The organism is Candidatus Leptofilum sp. (genome assembly GCF_965223525.1).
In the GTDB taxonomy this organism is placed as follows: Bacteria; Chloroflexota; Anaerolineae; order Promineifilales; family Promineifilaceae; genus Leptofilum.
This window is the reverse complement of record NZ_CBDCWX010000005.1, coordinates 2,178,869-2,191,549: the sequence shown is the minus strand read 5'-3', so window position 1 is coordinate 2,191,549 and position 12,681 is coordinate 2,178,869. Positions and strand designations below refer to the sequence as shown.

Here is a 12,681-nt window from a genome sequence, read left to right as displayed (position 1 = left end):
AAAAAGTTCAACTTCTTGGTCATGGGAAGATCATCTGGAATTATTGATGGAAAATCTTTTAGAAGTTAACAATATTCACACCTTCATTGGCCAGTTCCACATTTTGGAAGGGGTGTCGCTGTCGGTGCCCAAAGGGAGCATCACGGCCTTGCTGGGGCGCAATGGCGCGGGCAAAACCACCACGCTGAAATCTATTTTGGGGTTAACGCCACCGCGTGACGGCTCTGTTTTGTTTAATGGCGAACCGATTCAGGGGCGACGCAGCTTTGACATTGCGGCTATGGGCATTGGCTTTGTGCCGGAACATCGGGCTATTTTTCGTGATTTGAGTGTGCTGGAAAATTTGCGGATCGCGGAGCGCAAGAAGGGGGATTTTGAGCGTAAGGAGAAGCTTATTTTTGAGCTTTTCCCGGATTTGAAGCGGCTGATTAAGCTGTCTGGCACGAATCTTTCTGGCGGGCAGCAGCAGATGTTGGCGGTGGCGCGGGCGCTGGTGCCTGATAACGATTTGCTGCTCATTGATGAGCCGAGCGAGGGGTTAGCGCCAGTGCTTATTGAGCAAATGATGGAAGCGATTCAGCAGCTATCGGCCGAAACGACCGTGCTGTTGGTGGAGCAAAATTTTGTGGTTGCCAGCAGGCTGGCTCAGCGGTATGTGATTATTGATGAAGGCCATTCTGTGCAGGATGGCATGATGTCTGAGTTGGTGCAGGATAAGGCAACGATTCATCGGTATTTGGGAGCAGCGTGACGGTATTCGGTAATCCGTAAGCGGTGAACAGTAATCGTAAAACCGATTACCGAATACCGATAACCGATTACAGAAAACGGAGCAGGTATGGCAGATGCAATAGGGACATTGAGGGCAAACCGGACGCGGTTGATTACGTTGGCGGTGTTGGCGTTTTTGTTTTTTACGGCCGTTCAAGGCATGGAAACGGATGATTGGCTGATCACCATTTTGCGTGGGCTGAGCGTGGGGATGATTACGTTCCTAGTAGCGGCTGGGCTATCGCTAATTTTGGGCTTGATGGACGTGTTGAATTTGGCGCATGGCGAAATGTTTATGGTGGGGGCTTACGTTGGCTGGACGGTGTTTGTGCGCCCGGATACCTTTGTGGATATTTTGTCGCCGCTACTGCTGACGATTGTAGGCTTTGTGCTGTTGCCTGTCTGGCGCGTTTTAATTCAGCGTGTACCTGCACTAAAGGCGCAAACGCATATTTGGCCCTGGCTGGCACTCATTTTAGGAGCCGTGATTTTGTGGCTTGCGTACGCCCGATTCCCACTGGCCATTTGGAACCCCGAAGTATATGCAGAAAGTCCCATCACCTACTCGTTGGCCTTAAGTCAAGACAATCTGATTTTGGAAACGGTGCGCCCGCCAGCTGGCTGGCCGCTTGGCGTTTTTGGAACTTTGCTGGGTGGGTCGTTACTGGCGTTGGCTATTGCCGGATTTAGGCTGCGGCGGCAAGCGGGCACGATGAGTACCCACATTTCACGGAACACCTGGATTACAGCGGCCGTTCTGACGATACTCGGCCTGGTTACATTCTTCATTAACTCCAACATTACTGACTTTTTGCTGGGAATCAGCACCACTGCCCGCTTTTTTGTAGCCATGCTGGTAGCAACGGGGCTGGGTTTTGTAATTGGAGGGCTGATTGAGGTGGCGTTGATACGGCCGTTGTACGACCGTCCCATTTACCAACTGATGATCACCCTGGGATTGAGCTTCATTGTGATTGAAGTGGTACGCGCCATCTGGGGGCGACCTGAATTTACCATGCCGAAGGCAGCTCTGTTCAGCGGCAGCGGCGATAGCTGTCCGGCCACCAGTTTTGGTGATTTGATAGCCAATCAATGCTCGACGATTCTTTTGTTTAACGGCCGTATTCGCAGCTACAACGAAGTCTTCATTATTTTGGTGGGGCTGGTGGTGCTGCTGCTGGTTTGGCTCATTTTACAGCGCACCCGCATCGGCATGATTATTCGCGCGGGCGTACAGGATAGCGAGATGGTTGAGGCGTTGGGCATCAACGTCCGGCAGGTGTTTACCTTTGTCTTTGCCATGGGCGTGGGTTTAGCAGCGTTGGGCGGCATTTTGGCAGCACCATCCATCGGGCTATCTACCGACATGGGCACGCGCTTGCTGCTGCTGGCACTGATTGCCCTGGCCATTGGCGGTTTAACCAGCTTCCCCGGCGCAGCCGCAGGTGCCATTTTGGTAGGCTTGCTACAACAGTTCATCATTAAATATGGGCAAATTGGTATCAATCTACCCTTTTTGGCCGAGCCATTTAAGCCATCCCCACCGCTGGTGCCTGCCTCTACTGTGCTGTTGATGGTGATCATCCTGCTCATCTTGCCGCAGGGGCTGTTTGGGCGGAATGAATAGGAAGAAATGTAATGGGTAATTACTCAGTTACCCAATTACTCAATTACCCATTTTGCGGAGAATTTGAATGCAATCAACCTTGGCAAACCAACCGTCTGAAAAAGCAACCCTAGCTAGCTGGCTTTCGGCCAACCGTGGACTGGTGGGGCTGCTCATCTTTTTGCTGCTCTTCCCTTTTTTGCTGGCCTTGTTTGAGGGACAATCTTTTGGGGACGTTTTGGCAAATGAAGCGGGTAGAGCCAAATTCATGCAGGGCTTGCTCATCGAAGTATTTATTTTGGCCATTTACGCCCTGAGTTATGATTTGATTTTGGGCGTGACGGGGCTGCTCTCGTTTGGTCACGCCATGTTTTTTGCCACCGGAGCCTATTTTACCGGGATTGCTTTCAAAAGTTTTGGCTGGGGGGCTGGCCAAACGTTGCTAGGTCTGGTTGGGGTTGCCGTGGTGCAGGCGGTGCTGTTTGGCATTGTGCTGCCGCGCGTCAAGGGCATCACCTTTGCCTTGGTTACGCTAGGGCTGGCATCTGTTTTTCACATTGTGGTGCAAGCGAGTGAGTTAACGGAGTGGACGGGAGCCGATGTGGGGTTGCAGGGGGTCATTGCCCCAGATTGGCTAAACAGCAACACGGCACGCTTCCAGCTTTATTTGCTGATTCTAGTAAGCACGTTTGCTGTTTACCTAATTTACCGGCGCTTTGTTGATTCGCCAACTGGTCACGTTTGCATTGCCATCCGGGAAAATGAAGACCGGGCTTTGATGTTGGGATACAACACCTTTTTATTCAAATTGGTGGCATTGGTGGTGGCGTCGTTAACGGCCGTTCTTGCTGGATTCTTCCACACGATTCACCAACCCATCGTTAGCCCCAACGTGGCTGGGCTGGGCTGGACGGTGGCCGCGCTGCTCATCATCCTCATTGGGGGTGTGGGGACATTGAGTGGGGCGTTGGTGGGTGCGGCCGTTTTCCGGCTGCTGGAGTTCTTTTTAGATAGCTGGTTTGGGGATGCCGCTAACTTTATACTCGGCGCAGTCTACGTCATCATCGTCCTCTTTTTGCCATATGGCATTGTGGGCACCTGGCGGCTCCGCAGCCTGGAAATTGCCAAAGGGCGAGAGCGGCTGAAGAAAATATTTGGCCTCTCCAGATCATCCCCGGAAAGCTAAAATCTCTCTTTTTGCCATCTCTTGAAGCCAAGAGTACACTTTTAATCTAGGGATAGAATGATTTCTGTCACTAGTGTGGAAACATGATAAATCATGTTGAAGCAGAATAGGTCTGTTTGAGAATCATAATTGGGCAGTCGCGCCCCTAACTATTTAGACAAACTTATACCTTGGAGCAATCCCATGCTCGCCATCATCCATTAGGAGGGATATGATGACGAAAAGAGTTGTGTACTTGCTGGCTACGGCCGTATTCCCCATACTCATCCTCTGGGCCACCTTTGCACCCAATTCCAGCGCTGGTGGCAGTTCGATCCTCATTGATGCGGTTTTGTATGATGGCTATGAGAACCTTGATGCAGATGAAGCCATACGCTTAATCAATGTGTCGGGAACGGCCGTTGACATTAGCAATTGGGAACTAACCGATGGCGGTTCTGGCTCTACTACTCTGCCAGGCAGTGTCACTTTAGCCCCGGACGAAATCATCTGGATCGCCGATGAGGCAACAGGCTTTGCCCGTCAATTTGGCTTTTTACCAGATTTTGAAGCATCAGATACCCATCCCAGCGTGCCAGAAACCACAGGTTCCTGGCCAGGATTTTCTAACACAGGCGATGAAGTTGTACTGCTAGATAATTTGAGTGCCATCGTGGATGTGCTGGTTTATGAAGGAGGAAACACCGGGCAAACAGGCTGGAGCGGAACGGCCGTAGATCCTTACACCGTTAGCTCCGTTTTTGGGGCAGAAGGGCAAATCTTGTACCGAATGCGCGACCAAACGACGGGGCTGCCTGTGCCAGATACCAACACGGCCGTAGATTGGGCACAAAGTATGGGGGATGAGGTAAACGGCCGTAAAGTCCTCTACCCCGGTTGGGATTTAGACACCTACTTCCAAACCGCCAAATTCACCCAATCCGGCACCCTTACCGTCGCCGTCGCGCCAGACAACGCTTACGAAACGCTCAAGCTACACTTGGATGCCGCCCAAACTAGCATCGTCATCGAAACAATGACGTTTGAGAACGTTGCCATCGCCAACGATTTGATTGCCGCGCTAAATCGGGGCGTAGACGTGACTATCTTGCTGGAAGGCGCGCCCATTGGCGGCGTGCCGGAGCAGGAAAAATATATTTGCCAGGAAATTGGGGCGGCTGGCGGCGAATGCTGGTTCATGATCAGCGACGATGGCAACGACATTAACGACCGGTATCGCTTCCTCCACGCTAAATTTATCCTCATTGACGGCCAGCAGGTAATTATTAGCAGCGAGAATCTCAGCCCTAACTCCATGCCCAGCGACGACAAGTCCGACGGTACCTGGGGGCGGCGCGGCGTGCTGCTTGTCACCGACGCGCCGGGGGTCGTAGCGCATGTGCAAAGTATCTTCGACGCCGATTTTGATCTGACCAACCATGTAGACATCACCAACACCACCTTCATTGGCGGGCCAGACCCCAGCTTTGTGCCCGATTTGGAAACCGGCGGCATTACCTACACGGTGCGTTATCCAGAAGCGGCCGTTTTCAGCGGCAATTTTGGCTATGAGGTGGTGCAATCACCAGAAAACAGCCTGCGAACCGCAGATTCGCTGTTGGGTTTAATTGCTCAAGCAGCGGCGGGGGATACAGTTTTGGTGCAGCAGTTGGACGAACGGCCGTACTGGGGCAGCTCCACCTCCAACCCCACCGACGACCCCAGTCTACGCACCGAAGCATACATAGATGCCGCCCGCCGCGGCGCGTCCGTGCAAATCTTGCTAGATAGCCTCTTTGACGATGGCAATGCCACCAGCAACACCGCCACCTGCGCCTACGTTAACGGCATTGCCCAAGCTGAAGCACTGGATTTGGCTTGCAAAACAGGCAATCCCGCCGGACTAGGCATTCATAACAAAATGGTGCTGGTACAAATTGGTGGGCAGGGCTACCTGCATGTGGGCAGCCTCAACGGCAGTGAGCAATCCAGCAAAGGCAATCGTGAACTGGCGCTTCAAGTGCAGTCCAACGAGGCGTACACCTACCTGGCCGAACTGTTCCAACGGGATTGGGGTGCCACGGTTTACCTGCCAATCATACTCAACAACTACGTCGGCCCCGCCAGCTACGTCCTCATCAGCGAGGTACTATACAACCCGTCCGGTGCAGCAGACGATTATGAGTTTATTGAGCTGATGAATCCAACCGGCGCACCTATTGATATTGGTAACTACAGTCTGGGCGATGCTGTCAACCCAACAGATTTCGAAGACGTGCGCCGCTTTCCTCCTGGTACGGTGATTCCGCCAGGCGGCACAATTGTGGTCTCTACGGCTGCAACGGCCTTCTTCACTGAATACAGCATGAACCCAGACTTTGAGATTGTAAGCACAGATACGGCCGTGCCCGACCTCATTGATGATCCAGCCTGGGGCAACCCAGCAGCCTTGCTCCAGCTTGCCAATGGTGGCGATGAGGTCATTTTGCGTGATCCCAGCGGGCAGGTAGTGGATGCTATTGCTTACGGCACGGGTAATTTCCCTGGCATCGTGACATGCCCTCTGGTCAGCAGTAGCGATCGTAGCCTGGAACGCTTCCCAGCAAATCGAGATACGGATGATTGTTCCGTGGACTTTCGCGAATGGCCCTTCCCCAATCCGGGGGAGCTGCCGTAACACGATCCACAGAAAGTCCATAAAGAATTCTTATGGTTAAACTTCCCGAATTGGTTAAAATGAACAAAGAGCTTGACATTGGTTTGGGTCTTGTGTATATTAAAGCCCAATGGAACCGGTTCCAAAGTTCCATAACCATATAGCGGAAGAGAAAAGCTAAATTTCATCTTAATTTGTCCACAATCAAAACGTTCGTCAACCTTCAGCAAAGGAAGTCGGATGGCAAGTACCACCATCAGGGATGTTGCTAAAAAAGCAGGTGTTGGTGTCGGCACAGTTTCCCGTGTCATCAACAGTAACCCTGCCGTGCGTGAATCAACGCGCCAGAAGGTGCTAGCAGCTATTGAAGAGCTGGAGTTTACGCCCAGCCCCATTGCCCGCCGCCTTTCGCTGGGCAAAACCATGACGGTGGCTGTGATTGCGCCTTTTTTTGTACGGCCGTCTTACGTTGAACGCTTTCGGGGTTTAGATGCCATCTTTGCTGAAAGCGACTATGATTTTGTACTGTACAATGTTGAGACTATAGAAAGACGAGATTACTGCTTTAGGGAATTGGCACATAGCGACAAAGTGGATGGCCTGCTCATCATGTCGCTGGTACCCCAAAACAAAATCGTTAGACGGTTCAAAAATGCGGGCATCCCCGCCGTACTTGTAGATGCCGCCCACCCCGAACTAAGCCATGTCATCATTGACGATCTTGAAGGTGGCTACAACGCAACAAAACATCTCATTGATTTAGGTCACAGAAAAATTGCTTACATCAGCGACCACATGCACGAAAGTCCCTTTAACTTTCAACCGGTTATTGACCGCTATCGTGGCTACCGGAAAGCATTAGCAGACGCAGGCATCCCTTTCCAACCAGAATATCATCGCCAAGGGGAACTCTCTAGAGAAGTTGCCAAAGAGATCACAATAGATCTGCTGCAATTGCCAGAGCCCCCTACTGCCATCTTTGCTTATTCCGACACACAAGCCTTTGGTACATTACGGGCAGCAAGAGAACTCAACATTGCCGTCCCAGAGCAGCTTTCTGTCATTGGGTATGACGACATTGAAATTGCTGAATATCTACATTTAACCACCGTGCGCCAAGAGCTGTATGATTCTGGCAGAGTTGGTGCCCAGATGCTGCTTAACGCTATTAGTAATCCAACGGCCGTACCACAAACAACGCTACTACCCACAAAAATTATCGAGCGCGACACAACGGCTCCATTCCTTCAACAAAGTTGATCAAGATAAGCCATCATTCCATTCTTCTGGCATCGCAAGTACAAGAAACCAATCTCAAGGAGGTAAAGCTATAGGCAAAACGATAAAAAAGTAAAGAGGTTAGTAGATTTTACAATTGGTTTAAACACAGAATCCTAGGAGGATAAGAAAATATGTTAAACCACAAAGCATTTAAGTTTTTAGCCATCTTTTTGGCATTAGCCCTTATGCTGGTTGCCTGTGGGGGCAGCGGCGATGAACCCGAAGCAGAAACCGACAGTGGTGATACGGCCGCAGATACAGAAGACGCAGCCGATGATGAAGCTATGGATGATGAAGCCATGGATGACGATCTCGTTGGTGGCGACAACATTTTGGAACGCGCTAATGCGGGTGAATTCTCAGGAACCACCGTAGAAATGTTTGGTGCTTTCGTTGATGAGGACGCACGTCGTTTTGAAGTTTCTGTAGCTGCATTTGAAGAACGCACTGGCATTGACATTGTTTATGAAGGCTCCGGCGACTTTGAAACGCTTATCCAAGTGCGTGTAGAAGGTGGCGATCCCCCAGACATTGGTGGTCATCCTCAACCTGGTCTGGTAGAAGGTTTGGTAGCCCAGGGTGCAGTTATTGACCCCAGCGAATTCCTGGGTATGGACTTCCTGGAGCGTCAGTATGCTCAAGGCTGGATTGATGACTCTATGCTGGGTGGTCAAATCGCTGGTGTTTGGTACCGCGGTAACATCAAGAGCCTGGTTTGGTACCCGAAAGATGATTTTGAAGCCGCTGGCTACGAAATCCCCACATCTTGGGATGAGCTCATTGCTCTAAGCGACCAGATCGTTGCTGATGGTGGCGTTCCCTGGTGTATCGGCATCGAAAGCTCTGGCGCAACGGGTTGGCCAGCCACTGACTGGATCGAAGACATCATGCTGCGTACAGCATCACCAGAAACGTATGATGCCTGGACATCTGGCGAGCTGCCCTTTGATTCCCCAGAAGTACGCAATGCTATTGCTGTCATGTCCGAAATCTGGATGAACCCCGATTACGTACTTGGTGGCGACATTGGTATTGCAACCACGCCATTCGGTGATGCACCCACCCCAATGTTCGACGATCCGCCAAGCTGCTGGCTGCACCGTCAGGCTAGCTTTATCCCCGCATTCTTCCCAGAAGATGCTGTGATTGGTGAAAATGTAGATTTCTTCTACTTCCCTGGAATCGATCCGGCATACGGTGAACCCGTTCTGACGGCTGGTGACATTGCGGTTATGTACAATGACCGTCCTGAGGTTCGTGCCGTGATGGCTTACCTGGCGACGGGTGAATCTATGCAAGGTTGGGTTGAAGCTGGTGGTTTCATTTCCCCACATCAAGACTCTAGCCTGGACTGGTATCCGTCAGACGTTGACCGTCGCTTTGCTGAAATCTTGCTGGCTGCTGAAGTAACTCGGTTCGATGGCTCTGACCTGATGCCTGCAGCCGTAGGTGCTGGCTCCTTCTGGACTGAGATCACTGATTGGGTAACGGGCAAATCGTTAGATGAAGCACTGCCAGCGATTGACGCGACCTGGCCATAATAAGTTTAACCCCGGACTCGTAACATAAGAGTCTAAGAAATTAGGGCGGCCTTCTGGTCGCCCTAATTTTCAATTGAGGCGAGGGTGGTCAAGTTTGTAAATGTAAACTTGACCTGCAATTTGAAGGAGGAAACATGGCAACATTTGAAGAAGTCAAGGAGCCTAGAGGAATTGCAGGCTGGCTAGGTACAAATGTCGCCCGAATATTGCTGGCGTTATCTATTCCGTTTGTGGCTTTTGTGGTCATGCGGGCGGGGTTTCTCTTTTTAAGAGAAAGTGATGCAAACGGTTTGGTTATCGCGTTGGTGGCAATCATTTGGGGTGTTGGTGGTGTCGCTCTGCTTTACGTCATTGCCAATTGGTTAGTAGAACAATTACCTGGCAATGTGGCACAGTTGTTACGGCCGTATGTCTTTGTAGGCCCAGCAATGGCAATCCTGTCTTGGTATTTACTCATTCCTACGTTTCGCACCCTTTGGTTAAGTTTTCAGGTGCAAGCAGCCGACAGAACAACAACGTTTGGTTTTGATAATTACATCTATGCCTTCACCGATCCAGCCATGATTGAGTCATTCCGCAACAACGCCATTTGGCTTGTTGTTGGCACGAGCTTTATTGTAATTTTTGGTTTGCTGGTCGCAATTTTGGCGGATCGCAGCCGATTTGAAGTACTTGCGAAGTCACTCATCTTCTTACCAATGGCCATTTCTTTCGTAGGTGCGGGTGTTATCTTCCGCTTCATTTACGATGCTTCACGCGCGCCAGGGCAAACGCAAATTGGCTTGCTCAACGCTGTTGTTGAAGGGTTCGGCGGCGAACGTATTGGCTGGCTTTTGCTTGAACCGTGGAATAATTTGATGCTCATTGGCGTACTCGTCTTTTTGCAGACTGGGTTTGCCATGGTACTGCTTTCTGCAGGGCTTAAAAGCGTACCCAATGAGTTGTTAGAAGCTGGTCGCATTGACGGGGCAACAGAAGTTCAAATCTTCTTCCGCATCATTATCCCCTACATTCGCGGCACCATTGTCACCGTCACCACAACCATTGTTATTCTCACACTAAAAATATTCGATTTAATTTTTGTGATGACGCAGGGGCGAAACGGCACCGAAGTGATTGCAGATTTAATGTACAAACAGATGTTTACCTTCCAAAATCAGCCGCGAGGGGCAGCTTTAGCCATCCTGTTGGTTATCTTAACCATCCCTGTGATGTACTACAATCTGAAACGGTTCCGTGAAGAGGAGGCATTCTAATGGCTCAAAGTCAAAAACAACAGCGCATTATTGGTTCAATTCTAGTCAATGGCGCACTCCTTATCCTGGTGACCATTTGGACATTGCCAACATTAGGATTGCTTGTCTCCTCCTTCCGCCCAGCTGATAATGTACGGACTACTGGTTGGTGGACAGCGTTTACCAGTGAGGAAGATCTTTCCGAAAGATTCACGCTGGATAACTACCAACAGGTATTAGCAGGTAAAGACATTGAGAATGCAGACGGCACGGTGATTAGAGCCAGTGGTGATAATTTGAGCCGGGCTTTCTTAAATAGCGTCGCGGTGGCGGTGCCCGCTACGGTTATTCCTATTCTCATTGCCGCCTTTGCGGCCTATGCCTTTGCCTGGATGAACTTCCCCGGCAGGAAGTTTATGTTCATCATCGTCGTCGGTTTGCTAGTTGTTCCTTTGCAAACTGCGCTTATTCCTCTCTTGCGTGACTATGTTGAGCTAGAAATTGTGGGGACGTTTCTGGCAGTTTGGTTGGCTCACACTGGCTTTGGTTTGCCATTAGCAACTTACCTGCTATTCAATTACATTGCCGGCTTGCCACGCGAGATTATGGAGTCTGCTTTTGTAGACGGTGCATCCCATTTCACAACGTTTGTCCGTTTGGTTTTGCCACTTTCTGTACCTGCCCTGGCATCTTTTGCCATTTTCCAATTTTTGTGGGTTTGGAATGATCTGCTGGTAGCTTTGGTGTTTATCGGTCTGAAACCAGATGTGGCTGTGCTGACACAGCAGCTTCAAGAGATGGTTGGTTCACGCGGTCAAGATTGGCATTTGCTAACCGCGGGTGCATTTATCACGATGATTTTGCCGTTGGTTGTATTTTTCTCCTTACAGCGCTTCTTTGTAAGAGGCCTGCTGGCAGGGTCTGTAAAAGGTTAATTTTTAAGAACGGTATCACTTCAGCCGTTCCGAAATTTAGAGCACGTTTCTTGATAGTTGAGTAACGTGCTCTTTCATTTTGATGTCTGTTTGGGAAGAAGAAGGACGTACACATGCCTGTTTTGCAGTTTCCAGAGAATTTTGTTTGGGGTGTGGCTACCTCAGCTTACCAAATTGAGGGAGCCTGGGATGAAGACGGCCGTTCCCCGTCACATTGGGACACTTTTGCCCACACACCGGGCAAGACCCGCAACGGTGAAAATGGCGATGTCGCCTGTGATCATTATCACCGCTGGCCAGAAGATATTGCCCTGATGGCCTCGCTGGGAATACAAGCCTACCGTTTTTCTGTGAGCTGGCCGCGCATCTTGCCCACCGGTGGCCGCAAAGTGAATGAAGCCGGACTGGATTATTATGACAAGTTGGTGGATGGGCTGTTGGAGAGAGGGATACGGCCGTTCATCACCCTCTACCATTGGGAACTGCCCCAAACTTTGCAAGAGCTGGGCGGCTGGCCAGCGCGGGAAGTGGTTGACCACTTTGTCGCCTTGGCCGACGTGGTGAGCCGCCGCCTGGGCGACCGGGTAAAAGATTGGATCACCCACAACGAACCGTGGTGTACCAGCATGTTGAGTCATCAGATAGGGTTGCACGCCCCCGGCTGGCAAAATTGGCTCGCTGCCTTACGAGCAGCCCATCACGTATTGCTCTCACACGGGTTGGCTATGCCAGTTATTCGGGCCAATGCGCCCCAGGCAGAGGTGGGCATTGCCCCAAATTACGAGCCAGCATACCCACTGACCCGCACCGAAGCAGATTTGAACGCAGCACGCATCTGGGATGGCTACTACATTCGCTGGTTTAACGATCCGCTCTTTGGCCGTCACTACCCCGCCGACATGGTAGCTTACTACGAAGCACAGGGTTATTTGCCCGATGGCCTGGACTTTGTGCAAGCCAACGACATGGCCACGATTGCCACGCCTGTTGATTTTATCGGTGTCAACAACTACACACGCCAAATCATGAGTGGTGAAATTTCCCTGGATCAGTTCCAAACGGCCGCAAATCCCAATCCCAACGCCAGCTACACAGAAATGAACTGGGAAGTCTACCCCAACGGCCTTTATGATATTCTCAATCGGCTCCATTTTGATTATCAGGCTCCCAAGATTTACATCACCGAAAATGGCTGTAGCTATAGTGATGGGCCATCCTCCGGTTCCCGTATTGCCGACACCCGCCGCATTGAATATTTCCAAAGCTATCTCGCAGGCATACACAAAGCCATTGGCAACGGCGTCCCCGTCGCCGGCTACTTCGTTTGGTCATTTATGGACAACTTTGAATGGTCGCTGGGCTATTCCCAACGCTTTGGCATTGTCTATGTAGATTATGAAACCCAACAGAGATTGCCAAAAGACAGTGCCTTTTGGTACGGGGATGTGATTAGGCAAAATCGGTTGGAAATTGAATAATTAGAGTATTGTG

9 protein-coding genes are annotated in these 12,681 nt (G+C 50.7%); all 9 read left to right on the top strand.

From position 1 onward, the window contains the following. Positions 1-46 precede the first annotated feature (46 nt). The 9 genes from ACOQPM_RS15055 (at position 47) to ACOQPM_RS15015 (ending at position 12,668) form a co-directional block, all read left to right on the top strand. Positions 47-751, top strand: a complete 705-nt coding sequence (locus ACOQPM_RS15055; protein WP_420630085.1) for an ABC transporter ATP-binding protein — start codon at positions 47-49, stop codon at positions 749-751. A gap of 87 nt (positions 752-838) precedes the next feature. Next, positions 839-2,398 carry an ABC transporter permease subunit gene (locus tag ACOQPM_RS15050; protein WP_420630084.1) on the top strand — a complete coding sequence of 520 codons (1,560 nt, stop codon included), beginning with the start codon at positions 839-841 and terminating at the stop codon, positions 2,396-2,398. 67 nt (positions 2,399-2,465) lie between these two features. Then, positions 2,466-3,563 carry a branched-chain amino acid ABC transporter permease gene (locus ACOQPM_RS15045; protein WP_420630083.1) on the top strand — a complete coding sequence of 366 codons (1,098 nt, stop codon included), beginning with the start codon at positions 2,466-2,468 and terminating at the stop codon, positions 3,561-3,563. A 211-nt stretch (positions 3,564-3,774) separates the two neighbouring features. Next, on the top strand, positions 3,775-6,219 hold the full coding sequence (locus ACOQPM_RS15040; RefSeq protein ID WP_420630082.1) for a lamin tail domain-containing protein: 2,445 nt from the start codon (positions 3,775-3,777) through the stop codon (positions 6,217-6,219). Positions 6,220-6,438: 219 nt separating this feature from the next. Then, positions 6,439-7,458 (top strand): LacI family DNA-binding transcriptional regulator, encoded by a 1,020-nt coding sequence (locus ACOQPM_RS15035; RefSeq protein WP_420630081.1) that lies wholly within the window; start codon positions 6,439-6,441, stop codon positions 7,456-7,458. 152 nt (positions 7,459-7,610) lie between these two features. Beyond that, complete coding sequence (locus ACOQPM_RS15030) at positions 7,611-9,020, top strand: ABC transporter substrate-binding protein (protein WP_420630080.1); 1,410 nt, start codon at positions 7,611-7,613, stop codon at positions 9,018-9,020. Between the two features lie 134 nt (positions 9,021-9,154). Next, positions 9,155-10,276, top strand: coding sequence for a carbohydrate ABC transporter permease (locus ACOQPM_RS15025; RefSeq protein WP_420630079.1), 1,122 nt, complete (start codon positions 9,155-9,157; stop codon positions 10,274-10,276). After that, positions 10,276-11,190 carry a carbohydrate ABC transporter permease gene (locus ACOQPM_RS15020; protein ID WP_420630078.1) on the top strand — a complete coding sequence of 305 codons (915 nt, stop codon included), beginning with the start codon at positions 10,276-10,278 and terminating at the stop codon, positions 11,188-11,190. Before ACOQPM_RS15025 ends, ACOQPM_RS15020 begins: the two co-directional genes overlap by 1 nt. Positions 11,191-11,303: 113 nt before the next feature. After that, positions 11,304-12,668 carry a GH1 family beta-glucosidase gene (locus tag ACOQPM_RS15015; protein WP_420630077.1) on the top strand — a complete coding sequence of 455 codons (1,365 nt, stop codon included), beginning with the start codon at positions 11,304-11,306 and terminating at the stop codon, positions 12,666-12,668. Positions 12,669-12,681: the final 13 nt, after the last annotated feature.